Source organism: Allobosea sp. FW305-C-101 (assembly GCF_058783685.1).
This window is the reverse complement of sequence record NZ_JBYSYT010000001.1, coordinates 1,537,588-1,552,596: the sequence shown is the minus strand read 5'-3', so window position 1 is coordinate 1,552,596 and position 15,009 is coordinate 1,537,588. Positions and strand designations below refer to the sequence as shown.

Genomic DNA, 15,009 nt, shown 5'->3' with positions numbered 1-15,009 from the left:
AATCGCTTCGGATGGCCGCTCTCGCGGCCACCCTCCTCGCCCCCTCCGCCGGCTTCGCGCAGGAGGAGACCGCCGAGACGCTGCCGGATTTCCCCGGCCGCGAGGAGACCTTCGGCTACTGCATCGCCTGCCATTCGATGAAGGTCGTCGGCCGGCAGGGCATGGATCGCGCTCGCTGGGACGAGACGCTGAACTGGATGACCGAGAAGCACAGCATGCCGGAGCCCGATCCGGAGATGCGCAAGACCCTGCTCGACTATCTCGCCCAGGCCTTCCCGCCGAAGGCGCCGGCGAAAAGCGGCGGCTGGGTCAGCCCCTTCGCTCCCAAGCAATAGGATCTCCGAGATGAAGTTCGCAATCCTCGCCGGCGCCGCCCTGCTCGCGGCCGCCACCCAGCCCGCTCGCGCCCAGGACGCCGCTGCCGGCGAGAAGGTCTATGCCCAGTGCCGCGCCTGCCATCAGGTGGGCGAGACCGCCAAGAACCTGGTCGGCCCGATCCTCAACGGTGTCGTCGGTCAGAAGGCCGGCACGCGCGACGGCTATAGCTACAGCGCCGCGATGAAGGATTCCGGCCTCACCTGGAACGAGGCGACCTTCGCCGAATACATCCAGAACCCGCGCGGCAAGGTGGCAGGCACCAAGATGATCTATGCCGGCCTCAAGGACGAGAAGCGCATCGCCGACCTGCTCGCCTATCTCAAGCAGTTCGACGCCGCCGGCAAGAAGGCTGAGTGAGGGCCATCGTCAGGCCATGACCAGCCCGCCATCGACATGGAGCACCTGTCCGGTGACGAAGCGGCTCCAGTCGCTGGCGAGGAACAGGACCGGCCCGGCGACATCCTCCGGCGTCGCGATGCGGCGCAAGGGCGTCTGCGCGATCAGCATCTCGCGGACTTCCTCCGGCGTCGTCGCGCTCGCCTGCGTCGGGTAGACCAGCCCCGGCGCGACGCAGTTCACGCGAATGCCGAGCGGGCCGAGCTCGGCCGCGAGATTGCGGCTGAAGCCGACCAGAGCGGCCTTGGCCGTCGTGTAGTCGTGATAGGGAATGCTCGGCCGCGTCACCAGATCGCTGGCGAGATTGACGATACTGGCGCCGCTGCGACGCTGGAGCAGCGGCAGCATCGCGCGGCTGACCGTATAGGCCGCCTTCACCGCGCCCTCGAATTGCTGCTCGTAAGACTCCCAAGGCGTCTCCCAGAAGCGGGTGCGGTTGTCCGGGTCGAAGCGATAGGGCGCGAAGGCGTTGTTCACGACGACGTCGAGCCGCCCGACCTCCTCGGCAATGTGCGTCGCCATTTCGGCGACGGCTTGGGGAGAGGTGACGTCGGCTGCGATGGCCAGCGCCTCGCCGCCGAGAGCGCGGCATTCCGCAGCGACGGCCTCGGCTGCCGCCTCGTTCGTCCGGTAGTTGACGATGACGATCCCGCCCTCGGCCGCGAAGGCCTTCGCGATCGCAGCCCCTATGCCGCGGCTCGCGCCGGTGACGAGGATGGCCTTGTCGCGGAACGTCACGGTGCGCCGTCCTTCGCGGGGATCAGGTCGCTCTTCACCACCGTCTTCATGTCGATCTGGCGGGTGATCAGGCCGAGGCTGCGGAACGTGTCGGCGCCTTTCTGCAAGGCATCGAGATCGAAGCGGCCAAGCCCTTCGCGCTCCGTCGTCGGCGAGACGCTCGATGCATTGCGCAGCTTGATGATATCGAGGTTCACGGCCTCGTCGCGGCCGTTGATCGCGCGGGTGACGGCGATGCGCGCGGCCTCTTCGGGCTTTGCGATCATCCAGGCGGCGGAATCGCGATAGGCGGCGAGGAAGCGCTTCAGCAGCGGCTTGTTCTGCTCGTAATAGGTCTCCTTCACGACGAAGATATCGCTCGGCAGGTTGAGCTGGTCGCGGACCTCGATGACATGGGCCTCGCCCAGGCCTTTGGCGCGGGCGACGAGCAGGCCAGTATCGGTCGCGGCGGTGGCATCGACCTGCCCCTGCATCAGCGGCGCGAAATTGAGCAGGCCGGTCGGTTGGACCTGCACGTCCTTCTCGCCCAGGCCCACCTGATGCAGCAGCACGAGCAGGTTCTGGTAGGTGCCGCTGGCGAGGCTGTAGACGCCGATGCGCTTGCCCTTGAGATCGGCGGCGGTGCGGATGCCGCTGCTCTTCAGCGCGACCACGTTGAAGACGTTCTGCGGATAGATGTTGTAGATCGCGACGAGCTTCTCGCCCTTGTCGAGCGCGAGATAGAGCGCGGCCGGATCGGTGAAGGCGATGTCGGCCTGCCCGGCGAGCATGTTCTGCAAGGCCGCGCCGCCGCCATTGCCGGGCACATAGTCGAGCGCGATGCCCTTGGCCTTGAAGAAGCCCTTGTCAGGCTCGGCCAGCAGATTGGTGATCTCGCTGATCGGCTGGCTCCAGCCGGCGACGGTGACCTTGTCGAGCGATTGCGCCGTAGCGGGCGTGGCGACGAGGCAGGAGAGAGCGAGCATGAGCAAAGCGCGCAGCGCGGACATGGGATCTAGCCTTTCGAGAAGCGGTGCAGGACGCGGCGCTCGATCAGGCGCACGGCCTCGTAGAGCAGCATTCCAAGGGCGGTGATGACGATGAACAGCGCGAAGATCAGGCTCGAATCCATCACGCTTTGCGCGGCGATGATCGAGGCGCCGAGCCCGATCCGCCCGCCGATGAACTCGCCGACGACGGCGCCGACCAGCGCCAGCACGACCGCCACGCGCAGGCCCGCCATGATGACGGGCAGCGCCGCCGGCAGCTTGAGCCGCAGCAGGGTCTGGAGCCGGCCGGCGCCGAGCATGCGGAAGAGCTCGCGGCGGGAGGCATCGACCTCGCTGATCCCGGTCAGCGTGTTCTCCATCAGCGGGAAGAAGCAGATCAGCGCGGTGATGACGACGGTTGGCGTCATGCCGAAGCCGAACCAGATGATGAAGAGCGGTCCGAGCGCGAGCTTCGGCACGAGCTGGCTTGCCAGCACATAGGGCCGCAGCAGCCGGCTCAGCGCCGGAAATTCCGCGAGCAGGATGCCGACGCCGAGCCCGACGACGGCGCCGATGCCGAGGCCTAGCGCCATCTCGGCGGCAGTCATCGCCAGATGCGGCCAGAGCCGCCCGGTCGCGATCTCGCTCCACAGCGTCGCGAGCACGGCGGAGAGCGGCGGCAGGACGAGCGGCGACAAGCCGCCGAACCGGCACCACGCTTCCCAGCCGGCAAGCAGGGCAACGAGCAGCAGGAGCGAGGGCAGGCGGGCCATCATGCCGCCGGCCTCCGATTGACGGTGGCGGCGCCATCCATGGCGTCGCGCAAGCCGCGGCAGGCGGCGATGAAGCCGGGCGCATAGCGCATGTCGCGATGGCGCGGGCGGACCAGCTCGATCCGGCGCACATGCGTCACGCGGCCGGCCGCCATCACCGCGACCGTGTCGGCGAGATAGACGGCCTCACCGATATCATGAGTGACGAAGAGCGCGGTCGTGCCGCGGAGCGCACAGAGGCGCAGCAGGTCGTCCTGCAACTCCTCGCGCGTCAATGCATCGAGCGCAGCGAAGGGCTCGTCGAGCAGCAGCAGGTCGGGGTTGCCGACCAGCGCGCGGGCAACCGCGACGCGGCTCTGTTGGCCGCCGGACAACTCGGCCGGGCGGCGCGTCGCGAAATCGGCGAGGCCGACGCGCTCCAGCAGGTCGAGCGCGGCGTCCTTGTCCGCGATGCTCGGCCGGCGCTTCAGCGAGACCGGCAGCAGGACGTTGTCGAGCGCGCTCAGCCAGCCGAGCAGCGTCGGCGCCTGGAAGACGAAGCCGGCGCGCGGGCTTGGGCCGGCCAGCGCCGCGCCGCCGATGTGGATCGCGCCCTCGCTTGGCATCAGCAGGCCGGCGGCGAGCTTAAGCAAGGTGGTCTTGCCGCAGCCGCTGCGGCCGAGCAGGCAATGAATCTCGCCGCGCGGGATCGACCAGTCGACCGCATCGACCACGGCCGGGCCGGCCGCTTCGTAGCGATAGCTGGCCCGCTCGATCGTGACGAAGCCGGGCTTGTGCGGTTCAGTCGACATAGGGCGCGAACCCCTCTGCGGCGGCTTCCGCTGATTGCTCGATCTCCGTGAAAGTGACGAGGTCGAGCAGGCTGAAGCGCCCGTCATGATGCCAGCCGGCCTCCGGCGCGGTCATGCGGCCAAGCGGCGCGATGCGGCTGACGCCGACCGAGCCGAGCTTCTCGGAAAGCCGGAACAGCCGCTCGGGCGATGCGGCGATGCCGGCCGTCTGCAGGAAACTGCGATAGGGCGCGACGAGCGCGGGGACATCGTCGAGGCTTTCGACCGAGACCAGCTTGAGCGTGCGGTTCAGCCCAGTCGGGCTCAGGGCTTCCGGCGCCTCGACATGGACGACGCTCCAGGGATCGGATGGCTCGCCGAGAAGCTCGGCGGCTCCATCCATCGCGCGCGTCTCCTGCGCACCGCGCCAAGCCGCGATCGAAGCGGCTTCGCCTTGCGAGAGAACTCGGCGCGGATGGCGGGAGGCGAGGGCGGCCAGTTCCTGCGCGACGTAACGGGCGAACTCGGCTGGTTCGACGCGACCGCCGCGCTCGACGAACAGCATCTGCGGCGAGTAGCAGCCCTGCTGCTCATAGCGCACGACATCAAGGGCCGCGAGCCGGGCCAGGGCAGGGGCCTTACGCGAATCGAGCGCTTCGCGCGCGATCACGCCGAAGCCGATCTTGTGGCCATGCGGCAGGAAGCGGGTGGTGATCGGCAGCTTGGCGCGCAGCGCCGTCAGCGTCTCGTTGCCGCCATAGGCCATGACGGTGTCGGCCGCATGCAGGAAGATCGGTTCGGCCGCCGCTTCGCCGCCCTTCCACCAGGTGATGGCGAGGCATTCGCCGATCTCGGGGTCGATCTCGGCGAGAAGGCTCGCGAACCAGCCCGCCGTCAGCGGCTCAACCGAGGCGAGCTTGCCGATATTGCCCGCCTTGACCAGCAGGCCGCAGATCAGGCTCCAGAGCGAGAGCGCCGGCACATTACCCGCCCAGACATGCAGCAGCAGCTCCGGGCCATGGGCGCGCAGATAACCGCCCTTGGGCGTCGGCTGGAAACCGTCGAGCAGGCCGGGATTGGCGAAGTCCTCGGCCAGGAAACGCAGGAGCTGCGGGCGCCGGAAGGTCTTGAGATAGCCGGTGAGGCCGAGCCGGACCGTCTCACGATCATAGCCGGTGACGATCGGCAGCAGGTGCTCGGCCTTGCGCCGCAGCGGGTGGCTGCGGTCGAGCAGGCGCGCGATGGCGGCATCGATCGCGGTGACGATGCGCGCCGTCTCCATCCGCTTCAGCTTGGCGCGGGCGTTGTCGCGCACATGCGTGCAGAGCGCTGCGGCCTGCGCCTCGTCGAGCTCCGGCAGCGCGATGGTGGCGCTCTCGCCCCAGGCGCTGTGACTGACCTCGCGCCAGCGCAACGCCTCGCGGTTCAGGCCCGGCAGATGGCCCGCATGCTCGATCACGGCGATCAGCCTCGCGCCGCTGCGAGGAATTCGGCGACCGCGACCGAACAGCCCTTCGAGGCCTCGCCATCGACCCGGCCGAGCAGCTTGAAACCACCCGGCACGATCTCGCCGGCATCCTCGGTCAGGATCGCCGCGACGCAGTTGAAATGGGCGAGGTCGTGATGGACGATCACGCCGCGCTGGCTATCGGGCAGGTCCGCGCCGATCAGCGGATCGACGACGCGGCTGCGGATCCAGTGCGGCCCGGATTTCACCGACGGGCAGACGGCATTGCCGTCGTCATAGAGCTGCGAGCTGAGCTCGGTCATCCCGTACATGTTGATGCAGGCCGAACGCGGCACGCCGAAGGCGGCGCTGAGCCCGTCATAGAACTCGTCCGGCCCCAGTTCGCGCGACTGGCCCTTGAAGCCGCCGGTATCGAGAATGCGGCTGCCTTCCGGCAGGGCGAAGCGCCGGTTGCTCGCTGCGAGCGCGTCCAGCACGGGCACGAAGGAATAGCTCGCGCCGAGCAGTGCATAGGGCTCGCCGCTGGCTTCGGCTTGCGCGAGCGTTGCCAGCAAGCGGCCGAGATCGAGACCGGCGGCATTGATGAAGGTCTCTGAATCCGCCGTGCCGCATTCGCGCTTGGCGAGCGAGAGATAGGTGGCGAGCGAGGAGTTCGGCAGCTCCGTCTCGTTCGGGAAGAGGATGCCCATGCGGATGCGCTCGCGCCCACGCATGAAGCGCGCCCGGAAATTCACCAGCATCGAGCGCTTCCAGACGTCGAGCGTCGGGTGGTAGCTGCGGCCGCGGATGCCTTGCGTCGTGCCGCTGGTCATGAAGACGCGTTCGGCTTGCTCCGGCGGGCTGCAGCTCAGCGTCAGGTCCTTGAAGGCGGTGATCGGCACGGCCGGGATGTCGCGCCAGCGCTTCACCGAGAGCGGCGTGCGGCCGCGCTGCAGGCAGAAGCGCTTATAGGGCTCGTTGTTGCGAAACTGATAGGCGAAGACCTTGAGTGCCATCGCCTCGAACGCGGCTTCCGACGCGTCGGGAAGCGCGATGAACGCCGATAGCGCCGCGATGATCTCGGCTTGCGTCACTTCAACCCACTCCGTTCGGACGCGCGGCCAAGCCGAAGCGTCGATCGCTGGAGGATCACGAGCGCAAGCTGGAATCAGGGCCTGTGACGGCCGCATGTCCCGCATCCCTACGCCGGTATGATCCGGATCAGGTTCGGAGGGTCACCGCGTTGCCGGGCTCGAAAGCCCAGCCGGCGGAATCTCAGCCTCCTAGCGAGGCCCCCCTGGGAACGGATGCAGATGACGAGCGGTGGGCCCTGCTGTCAAGCAGTATAGGAAAAGGCGCCGTGAACTGCGGCCACGGCAATCTCGGTGGCGGACTGTGGCGAAGCTGCTCGGCATGACTATGACAGTGCCGTCATTGGCTTCGAGACGGCTCAGACCGGTGCGCCACTGACAACGGCAGCGTTTGTGCGTCCGCAACATTCCCTGTTGCGCTGCATCTGACGAAGATAGCGGGTTCAGGCGTTTACCATTGATTCACCAACGCATATCGGCGTCATCAGCTTTCCGGTAATGCTGGGCGTGTGGTGGTCAATGTTCGATTGAAGCACATCTAGATCGACCTTAATTCAAGAGGATGCGCCAATGACCAGATGCGATAGCCATTCTCGTTCACATTGGGCGATGCGACCTCCTATCGACGATGGCCCGCCCAAATGGAGCTCGCCCTATATCAGCGTGCCGCTGGGCATAATCGGCGCCCTCGTGCTGACCTTGGCTGCAGTCGCCCTGGGCCTCGCCGATGTCGCCAATCGCGCCGCGAGGTCGATGAGAAGCTCCACGCGTTGACGATGGAGCCCTGACGTTGTCGAGGCCGGGAACTGCTATGCTCCCGAGAGTATTGCAGCCCTGTGTCGACGCATCCGGCGTGAGCTATCCGCCGAGATCGCCCGCGATGCGCAGCAGGTATTGTCCGTAGTCGCTCTTCGCGAGCCTCTCGCCCAGCAGCGTCAACTGCGCAGCCGAAATCCAGCCTCGCCGCGTGGCGATTTCCTCGGGACAGGCGATGCGCAGCCCCTGGCGGCTTTCCAGCGTGCGGACGAACTCGCCCGCTTCCAGAAGGCTGTCGGGCGTGCCGGTATCGAGCCAGGCGAAGCCGCGTCCCATGCACTCGACCGAGAGCGCGCCCCGCTCCAGATAGGTCCGGTTGACATCGGTGATCTCGAGCTCGCCGCGCGGCGACGGCTTGAGGCTTCGGGCGATCTCGACCACTTCGGCGTCGTAGAAATAGAGGCCCGTCACGGCCCAGCTCGATTTCGGCGCCTTCGGCTTCTCTTCGATCGAGATCGCCTTGCCGGCTTTGTCGAACTGGACCACGCCGTAACGCTCGGGGTCGCGGACATGATAGGCGAAGACGGTCGCGCCGCTCGCGCGGGCCGTCGCGCGTGCCATCATCTCCGGCAGGCTGTGGCCGTAATAGAGATTGTCGCCGAGGATCAGGGCTGATGGTTCGCCGGCAACGAAATCGGCGCCGATCAGATAGGCCTGCGCCAGCCCGCCGGGATGGGGCTGCTCGGCATAGGTCAGGCTCATGCCCCAGTCGGAACCGTCGCCGAGCAGGCGCTTGAAGTTCGGCAGGTCATGCGGCGTCGAGATGATCAGCACCTCACGGATGCCGGCCAGCATCAGCGTCGAGAGCGGGTAGTAGATCATCGGCTTGTCGTAGACGGGCAGGAGCTGCTTCGACATCGCCAGCGTCATCGGATGCAGCCGCGTGCCGGAGCCGCCGGCCAGGATGATGCCCTTCATCGTTGCTGCTCCTTGCCTTGATCCCCAAGCAGCCGCGCGACGCAGGCACTGAGCGAGCCCTGCCAATCCGGCAGCCTCACGCCATGAGCCTGTGAAAGCTTGCTGCAATCGAGCCTGGAATTCGCGGGCCGCCGGGCCGGCGTCGGGTAATCGGCTGTGGCGATGCGCTTGACCCGGATTGGCTTGCCGCCCTGCCGCTCGCGCTCGGCGAAGATCGCCTCGGCCACATCGGCCCAGACGGCCTCTCCCGCCGCGCTCATGTGGAACACGCCGCGCAAGCGAGTATCGTCCGTCCGTGCGGTCAGATTGCGCGCGACGGTGAAAATCGCATCGGCGATGTCGAGCGCGCTGGTTGGACACCCAGCCTGGTCGGCGACGACGCCGATCTCGTCGCGCGTCTCGGCGAGGTGCAGCATCGTCTTGACGAAGTTCCTGCCGAAGGGGCTGTAGATCCAGGCCGTGCGCAGGATGGCGTGGTTGTCGGTCGCCGCCGCGACCGCCTGCTCGCCGGCGAGCTTGCTCGCGCCATAGGCCGAGATCGGGCCGGTCGCATCGTCCTCGCGATAGGGCCGGTCGAGCGCGCCGTCGAAGACATAGTCGGTCGAGAGCTGGATCACGGGGATGCCGAGCGCGGCCGCGGCCCGCGCCGCCTCGCCGGCCGCCTCGCCGTTGACGCGCATGGCAAGCTCCGGCTCGCTCTCGGCCTGGTCCACGGCCGTATAGGCGGCGGTGTTGACGATCACGTCGGGCCGGGCCGATCGCAGGGCGGGCGCGACCGTCTTCGGGACGGCGAGATCGAGGTCGGGGCGGCGCAGCGCGATGACCTCAACGCCGACCGGAATACGTTCCAGCATGGCGCAGACGACTTGCCCGGTCCAACCGGTGACGGCGATACGGAGTGTCATCAGTCGAAATAGCGCAGCATCTCGGCGAGGCGAGGATGCTTGCGGTCCTTGTCGGAGAGGGTGAGGCCGGAGAGCGGCAGCCGCCAGTCGATGCCGAGCGCCGGGTCGTCGAAGGCGAGCCCGTGATCGTTCTCGGGCGCGTAAGGAGCCGTGACCTTGTAGAGCACCTCGGTATCCGGTTCGAGCGTGACGAAGCCATGGGCGAAGCCGACCGGAACCAGCAATTGCTTCCAGTTTTCGGCGGAAAGCTCGACCGCGACATGCTTGCCGAAGGTTGGCGAGGCGGCCCGGATATCGACGGCGACATCGAGGATGCGGCCGCGCGTGACCCGCACCAGCTTATCCTGCGCGAAGGGCGGCGACTGGAAATGCAGGCCGCGCAGCGTTCCGACCGGCGCCGACAACGACTGGTTGTCCTGGACGAAATCGAGATCGAGCCCGGCCTCGGCAAAGGCCTTGCGGCTCCAGGTTTCCGAGAAGAAGCCGCGATGGTCGCCGAATTTCTTCGGCGTGACGATCTTGACGGCCGGGATCGCCGTTGCCTCGACGCTCAGCATGTCTTCCCCCGCTCAGGCCGCGCCGAGGCGCTCGCCGCGATAGACGCCGGACCGGATATCGCCCCACCACGTGGGGTTGGCGAGATACCATTCGACCGTACGGCGCAGGCCCGTCTCGAAGGTCTCCTTCGGTGCCCAGCCGAGCTCGCGGCCGATCTTGCCGGCATCGATCGCATAGCGCGCGTCATGGCCCGGCCGGTCGGTGACATAGGTGATCAGGCGCGCGCGCGCTCCCTTCGGATCGGGCCGCAACTCGTCGAGGAGGGCGCAGATGGCCTTCACCACGTCGAGATTGGTCTTCTCGTTATGGCCGCCGATATTGTAGCTTTCGCCCAGCTTGCCGGTCGTCGCGACGATCAGCAGCGCGTCGGCGTGGTCGTCGACATAGAGCCAGTCGCGCACATTGAGCCCGTTGCCGTAGACCGGCAGCGGCTTGCCCTCCAGCGCATTGATGATCATCAGCGGGATCAGCTTCTCGGGGAAGTGATAGGGCCCGTAATTGTTCGAGCAATTGGTCATCACCACCGGCAGGCCATAGGTGTGGTGCCAGGCGCGCACGAGATGGTCCGACGCCGCCTTGGAGGCGGAGTAGGGCGAGTTCGGCTGATAGGCGGTATCCTCGCGGAAGAACCCATCGCTGCCCAGCGAGCCGAAGACCTCGTCTGTCGAGATATGGTGGAAGCGGAAGCGCGCCTTGCGCTCCTCCGGCAGCGCCCGGAAATAGCGCAGCGTCTCCTGCAGCAGCGTAAAGCTGCCGACGATATTGGTCTCGATGAAGGCCGCCGGCCCGTCGATCGAGCGGTCGACATGGCTCTCGGCGGCGAGATGCATGACGATGTCGGGCTGGAAATCGGCGAAGATCGCCTTCATCCGCTCCCCGTCGCCGATATCGGCCTGCTCGAAGCGGTAGCGGTTGCTGCCGGAGGCCGGCACCAGCGAGGCGAGGTTGCCGGCATAGGTCAGCTTGTCGACGACGCAGACCTCATGCTCCGTCTCGCCGATCAGCTTCCTCACCACGGCCGAGCCGATGAAGCCGGCACCGCCGGTCACGAGAAACCTCAGGGGCATGGGATGAAATCCTGGCGGCGGCAGCCGTAAAGGCGGAGAGATGAAACGGGCGAGGCGCACGCGCCCTGATCGCCGGTCCTGACCGTCGGCCTCAACTCATATCCCCCTTCACCGAACCGCAGGTATCACGAAGCGTTTTCGCGCGACAGCGAAACGCCCGAACCGCGGCGAAACCAAGGCCTCTCATGGCGGGCGCCGAATTCGCTGCGCGGGGAGAGGCTGCCGCGCAGGCGTTCACGCCCGCTCGAGCGCAACCGCGATGCCCTGGCCGACGCCGATGCACATCGTGGCGAGCGCCCGGCGCTTGCCGGTCAAGGAAAGCTCCAACGCGGCCGTACCGCTGATCCGGGCGCCGGACATGCCGAGCGGGTGGCCGAGCGCGATCGCGCCGCCATTCGGGTTCACATGCGCGCCGTCCTCGGCGATGCCGAGTTCGCGCAGAACGGCGATGCCCTGCGAAGCGAAGGCCTCGTTCAGCTCGACGATGTCGAAATCGGTGGGTTTGAGGCCGAGGCGTTCGCAAAGCTTGCGCGTCGCCGGGATCGGTCCGAGACCCATGACGCGCGGCGCGATGCCGCCGGTCGCGCCCCCCAGGATACGCGCGATCGGCGTCAGCCCGTATTTCGCAGCCGCCTTCTCCGAGGCGATGATCAGCGCCGCGGCGCCGTCATTCACGCCCGACGCATTGCCGGCGGTGACGGTGCCGCCTTCCTTGCGGAACGGCGTGCCGAGCTTGGCGAGCTTCTCCAGCGTGGTGTCGCCGCGCGGATGCTCGTCGATCTCGACGCGGATGGGATCGCCCTTGCGCTGCGGGATCAGGACCGGGACGATCTCCTTGGCCAGTCGGCCGTTCTGCTGGGCGGCGACCGCCTTGAGCTGCGAGCGCAGCGCGAAGGCATCCTGGTCGGCGCGGCTGATATGGCAGTCGGCGGCGACGTTCTCGCCGGTCTCCGGCATGGAATCGATGCCATACTGGGCCTTCATCAGCGGATTGACGAAGCGCCAGCCGATCGTGGTGTCGTGGATTTCGGCATGGCGCGAGAAGGCGCTGTCGGCCTTGGGCAGGACGAAAGGCGCGCGCGACATGCTCTCGACGCCGCCGGCGATCATCAGCTCGGCTTCGCCGGCCTTGATCGCGCGTGCCGCGGCGATGACGGCATCCATGCCCGAGCCGCAGAGCCGGTTGATCGTCGTGCCCGGCACTTCCTTGGGCAGGCCGGCCAGCAGCAGCGACATGCGCGCGACGTTGCGGTTGTCCTCGCCCGCTTGGTTGGCGCAGCCGAAGATCACGTCGTCGACCGCGCCGAAATCCACGCCTGGATTCTGCTCGACCAGCGCCTTCAGCGGCACGGCCCCGAGATCGTCCGCCCTGACCGAGGACAGCGAGCCGCCGAAGCGGCCGATCGGGGTGCGGACATAGGCGCAGATGAAGGCTTCGGTCATGTCACGGATCCTGCTGTCTCGAAGGCGGATGGCTTTTAGATGCGATAGAAGTCCCGATACCATGAGACGAAGCTGGCGAGGCCCGTCTCGATCGGCGTGGACGGCTGGAAGTCGACGCTGGCAGTCAGGTCCGCCACATCGGCATAGGTCGCAGGAACGTCGCCGGGTTGGGCGGGCAGATGCCGCTTGATCGCCTTGCGGCCGCAGGCATCCTCGATCGCCGCGATGAAACGGTCGAGCCGCACCGGCGTGTGGTTGCCGATATTGTAGATGCGCCAGGCCGCGGACGACGTTGCGGGGTCCGCGGCCCTGCCGTCGACCGACGGGTTGGCCTGCGGCGGCTTGCCGGCCAGCCTGACGATCGCCTCGCGGATGTCGTCGACATAGGTGAAGTCGCGGCTCATCGTCGCCTCGTCGTAGACGTCGATGGAGCGGCCTTCGAGGATCGCCTTGGTGAACTTGAAATAGGCCATGTCCGGCCGCCCCCAGGGTCCGTAGACCGTGAAGAAGCGCAGGCCCGTCGTCGGGATGGCGTAGAGATGGGAATAGGAATGCGCCATCAATTCGTTGGCGCGCTTGGTCGCTGCATAGAGCGAGACCGGATGGTCGGCCCCGTCATGCTCGCTGAACGGCACCTTGGCATTGGCGCCGTAGACCGAGCTCGACGAGGCATAGACCAGATGATCGACCGGGTTATGCCGGCAGGCCTCGAGGATCGAGAGAAAGCCGTCGAGATTGGAGGCCGCATAGGCACGCGGGTTTTCGAGCGAGTAGCGCACCCCGGCCTGGGCAGCGAGGTGGATCACCACCTGCGGGCGGAAAGCGGCGAAGGCGGCCTGCACGGCATCGTAATCGGAGATATCGATCTGCTCGAAGGAGAAGCCGTTGCGGGCCGTGAGACGGTCGAGGCGCGCCTGCTTCAGGGCCGGGTCGTAATAGGGGGTGAGGTTGTCGATGCCGAGAACCTGAACGCCCTTGTCGAGCAGGGCCTGCGTGACATGGAAGCCGACGAAGCCGGCCGCGCCGGTCAGGAGCACGCGTTCGAACGAAGGGGCTTGATCCACCTGAGCTTCCTGTAGAAACGGTCGCGGGCAGGCTGCGCCGCTTCCTGTGCGGGGTGTTTTCGCCGTGTATGGCGAGTTTGGATCGTCCTAGAGCATCGGCCCGAAAAGTGGAACGCGGTTTTCGGGCAAAGCCGATACAAGATCAAAGAGCTAGGGCATCGAACGGCATACGATGTTCCGTCTGATGCTCTAACGCGTTTGCGCCGCGGCGAAAGCGAGATACTCCGCAAGCAGCGCTTCGGCTGTTTCGAGCGTCGGCGCCTCGACATAGACGCGTAGCTCCGGCGCATTGCCCGAAGCCCGGAAATGCACCGTTGCGCCGTTGCCGAGCGTCAGGCGCAGCCCGTCCCGGCGATCGCGTGCGGCGACCCCGCCATGGCTGGCGAAGGCTGTGTCCCGGAAGCTCGCATCCTCGCCGTCGAGCCGGGCGATCAGGGCTGCGGTCTTCTCCTGCGCGACCTCCTGCAGGCGGTTCGACAGGGCGATGGCGAAGCGCGCTTCCGCCGCCACCGTGCTCAGCGGCTTGCCGGAACCGCGGGCCAGCGCGATCGTCGCCAGGATCGGCAGCAGGGCGTCGCGTGTCGGCAAGGCATCGAGGCGCCTCCCGTCCCGCGTGACGTCCGAGCCCAGCAGGACGCCGCCATTCGCTTCGAATCCTATGATGACATCGGCACCCTCGGTCTTGGCCTGCGCCATGCCGGCGATGACATAGGGCGAGCCAACGCGCGTACGGACGACTGTCTCGAACGACCCCGGGCGGTCGAGCGCCGAATTCGACGTGACCGGCGTGACGATCGCGTCGGCCCCGATGAAGCGCGCGGTGAGGGCACCGACGAGGTCGCCACGCAGGAAGCGACCGGTCTCGTCGGCGACCAGCGGACGATCCGCATCGCCATCGGTCGAGACGATCGCGTCGAGCTTGCGCTCGCCGGCCCAGCGGCGGGCGAGATCCTCGTCCTCCGGGCGCAGCGCCTCGGTATCGACGGGAATGAAGACATCGCTGCGGCCCAATGCGACCGGTGTGGCGCCCAGCGCGGTCAGTACCTTGCAGATGACGTCGCGGCCGACGGAGGAGTGCTGATAGACCCCGATGGTGAGGCCTTCCAGCGCCCGTGCGAAGAAATCGACATAGCGGGCGCGGTAGCTGGCAATCACGTCACGCGGTTGCGCCACGACCGAGACATTTGGCGCTGCCGCAAGGGCGAGCGCGGCATGCTGGGCAAGAATGCGTGTCTCGTCGGCTTTGTCGATCTCGCCTTGGGCGCGGTAGAATTTCAGCCCGTTCCGGTCGTCGGGGATATGGCTGCCCGTGACCATGATGGCGGGACTGCCGGCAGCCATGGCGGCCTGGGCGAGGGCCGGCGTCGGCACGGCACCGCAATCCACCGGCTTGAGCCCGGCATCGGCGACGGCCTGCGCGCATTGCGCGGCGATAAGCGGGCTCGACGAGCGCAGGTCCCGGCCGATCAGCACCTCGCTTTGCGGCCCGGCCGCCTGATCCTCCAGCAGCATGGCGCAGAAGGCGCGGACATGGGCATAGGTCGGCAGGCCGACCAGCTCCGTCACGAGGCCGCGCAGGCCGGAAGTACCGAATTTCAGGCTCGTCATATGCCGCCGGTCCGTCGTTTCTAATTGTCTGCGATACCTAGCGCAGCACAGCCTGTGGAGTCACTTCGT

Annotated in this window: 15 protein-coding genes and 1 riboswitch; of the genes, 2 read left to right on the top strand and 13 right to left on the bottom strand. The window is 67.2% G+C overall.

Annotated features, from left to right (window positions below; genetic code table 11):
- The first annotated feature begins 11 nt into the window (after window positions 1-11).
- Both AC3WMA_RS07330 and AC3WMA_RS07325 read left to right on the top strand, forming a co-directional pair.
- A complete protein-coding gene (locus tag AC3WMA_RS07330) occupies window positions 12-335 on the top strand; it encodes a hypothetical protein (protein WP_492284702.1) in 324 nt (107 codons plus the stop codon).
- A 10-nt stretch (window positions 336-345) separates the two neighbouring features.
- Entirely contained in the window at window positions 346-735 is a 390-nt protein-coding gene (locus AC3WMA_RS07325) for a c-type cytochrome (protein WP_492284701.1), read from the top strand.
- Window positions 736-744: 9 nt separating this feature from the next.
- Here AC3WMA_RS07325 and AC3WMA_RS07320 read toward each other — a convergent pair whose 3' ends face one another.
- The 13 genes from AC3WMA_RS07320 to AC3WMA_RS07260 all read right to left on the bottom strand — a co-directional run bounded on the left by AC3WMA_RS07320 (window position 745) and on the right by AC3WMA_RS07260 (window position 14,940).
- Window positions 745-1,512 carry an SDR family oxidoreductase gene (locus AC3WMA_RS07320; RefSeq protein ID WP_492284700.1) on the bottom strand — a complete coding sequence of 256 codons (768 nt, stop codon included), beginning with the start codon at window positions 1,510-1,512 and terminating at the stop codon, window positions 745-747.
- The gene (locus AC3WMA_RS07315) at window positions 1,509-2,501 is read right to left on the bottom strand and encodes an ABC transporter substrate-binding protein (protein WP_492284699.1); all 993 of its coding nucleotides are present in this window, start codon (window positions 2,499-2,501) and stop codon (window positions 1,509-1,511) included. Before AC3WMA_RS07315 ends, AC3WMA_RS07320 begins: the two co-directional genes overlap by 4 nt.
- A gap of 5 nt (window positions 2,502-2,506) precedes the next feature.
- Window positions 2,507-3,256, bottom strand: a complete 750-nt coding sequence (locus AC3WMA_RS07310) for an ABC transporter permease (protein WP_492284698.1) — start codon at window positions 3,254-3,256, stop codon at window positions 2,507-2,509.
- Complete coding sequence (locus AC3WMA_RS07305) at window positions 3,253-4,044, bottom strand: ABC transporter ATP-binding protein (RefSeq protein WP_492284697.1); 792 nt, start codon at window positions 4,042-4,044, stop codon at window positions 3,253-3,255. The genes AC3WMA_RS07310 and AC3WMA_RS07305 overlap by 4 nt, the downstream gene beginning before the upstream one ends.
- Window positions 4,034-5,482, bottom strand: a complete 1,449-nt coding sequence (locus tag AC3WMA_RS07300) for an acyl-CoA reductase (protein ID WP_492284696.1) — start codon at window positions 5,480-5,482, stop codon at window positions 4,034-4,036. Before AC3WMA_RS07300 ends, AC3WMA_RS07305 begins: the two co-directional genes overlap by 11 nt.
- 5 nt (window positions 5,483-5,487) lie before the next feature.
- Window positions 5,488-6,564 (bottom strand): LuxE/PaaK family acyltransferase, encoded by a 1,077-nt coding sequence (locus tag AC3WMA_RS07295; protein WP_492284695.1) that lies wholly within the window; start codon window positions 6,562-6,564, stop codon window positions 5,488-5,490.
- Window positions 6,565-6,650: 86 nt separating this feature from the next.
- A riboswitch (TPP riboswitch) is annotated at window positions 6,651-6,779 on the bottom strand.
- A 640-nt stretch (window positions 6,780-7,419) separates the two neighbouring features.
- Window positions 7,420-8,295, bottom strand: a complete 876-nt coding sequence (gene rfbA / locus AC3WMA_RS07290) for a glucose-1-phosphate thymidylyltransferase RfbA (RefSeq protein WP_492284694.1) — start codon at window positions 8,293-8,295, stop codon at window positions 7,420-7,422.
- Window positions 8,292-9,200 carry a dTDP-4-dehydrorhamnose reductase gene (gene rfbD, locus AC3WMA_RS07285; RefSeq protein WP_492284693.1) on the bottom strand — a complete coding sequence of 303 codons (909 nt, stop codon included), beginning with the start codon at window positions 9,198-9,200 and terminating at the stop codon, window positions 8,292-8,294. The genes rfbA and rfbD overlap by 4 nt, the downstream gene beginning before the upstream one ends.
- Window positions 9,200-9,757 (bottom strand): dTDP-4-dehydrorhamnose 3,5-epimerase, encoded by a 558-nt coding sequence (gene rfbC, locus AC3WMA_RS07280; RefSeq protein ID WP_492284692.1) that lies wholly within the window; start codon window positions 9,755-9,757, stop codon window positions 9,200-9,202. Before rfbC ends, rfbD begins: the two co-directional genes overlap by 1 nt.
- A gap of 12 nt (window positions 9,758-9,769) precedes the next feature.
- Window positions 9,770-10,825, bottom strand: coding sequence for a dTDP-glucose 4,6-dehydratase (gene rfbB / locus AC3WMA_RS07275; protein WP_492284691.1), 1,056 nt, complete (start codon window positions 10,823-10,825; stop codon window positions 9,770-9,772).
- Window positions 10,826-11,059: 234 nt separating this feature from the next.
- Window positions 11,060-12,268, bottom strand: a complete 1,209-nt coding sequence (pcaF, locus tag AC3WMA_RS07270) for a 3-oxoadipyl-CoA thiolase (RefSeq protein WP_492284690.1) — start codon at window positions 12,266-12,268, stop codon at window positions 11,060-11,062.
- A gap of 35 nt (window positions 12,269-12,303) precedes the next feature.
- The gene (locus tag AC3WMA_RS07265; protein ID WP_492284689.1) at window positions 12,304-13,332 is read right to left on the bottom strand and encodes an NAD-dependent epimerase; all 1,029 of its coding nucleotides are present in this window, start codon (window positions 13,330-13,332) and stop codon (window positions 12,304-12,306) included.
- 189 nt (window positions 13,333-13,521) lie between these two features.
- Window positions 13,522-14,940, bottom strand: a complete 1,419-nt coding sequence (locus AC3WMA_RS07260) for a phosphomannomutase (protein WP_492284688.1) — start codon at window positions 14,938-14,940, stop codon at window positions 13,522-13,524.
- Window positions 14,941-15,009 lie beyond the last annotated feature (69 nt).

Excerpts from the sequence above, each read along its gene's own strand:
- AC3WMA_RS07330 (WP_492284702.1), top strand. The coding sequence starts at position 12 with ATGGCCGCTCTCGCGGCCACCCTCCTCGCCCCCTCCGCCGGCTTCGCG.
- AC3WMA_RS07325 (WP_492284701.1), top strand. The coding sequence starts at position 346 with ATGAAGTTCGCAATCCTCGCCGGCGCCGCCCTGCTCGCGGCCGCCACC.
- AC3WMA_RS07315 (WP_492284699.1), bottom strand. The coding sequence starts at position 2,501 with ATGTCCGCGCTGCGCGCTTTGCTCATGCTCGCTCTCTCCTGCCTCGTC.
- AC3WMA_RS07310 (WP_492284698.1), bottom strand. The coding sequence starts at position 3,256 with ATGATGGCCCGCCTGCCCTCGCTCCTGCTGCTCGTTGCCCTGCTTGCC.
- AC3WMA_RS07305 (WP_492284697.1), bottom strand. The coding sequence starts at position 4,044 with ATGTCGACTGAACCGCACAAGCCCGGCTTCGTCACGATCGAGCGGGCC.
- rfbA (WP_492284694.1), bottom strand. The coding sequence starts at position 8,295 with ATGAAGGGCATCATCCTGGCCGGCGGCTCCGGCACGCGGCTGCATCCG.
- rfbD (WP_492284693.1), bottom strand. The coding sequence starts at position 9,200 with ATGACACTCCGTATCGCCGTCACCGGTTGGACCGGGCAAGTCGTCTGC.
- rfbC (WP_492284692.1), bottom strand. The coding sequence starts at position 9,757 with ATGCTGAGCGTCGAGGCAACGGCGATCCCGGCCGTCAAGATCGTCACG.
- rfbB (WP_492284691.1), bottom strand. The coding sequence starts at position 10,825 with ATGCCCCTGAGGTTTCTCGTGACCGGCGGTGCCGGCTTCATCGGCTCG.
- pcaF (WP_492284690.1), bottom strand. The coding sequence starts at position 12,268 with ATGACCGAAGCCTTCATCTGCGCCTATGTCCGCACCCCGATCGGCCGC.
- AC3WMA_RS07260 (WP_492284688.1), bottom strand. The coding sequence starts at position 14,940 with ATGACGAGCCTGAAATTCGGTACTTCCGGCCTGCGCGGCCTCGTGACG.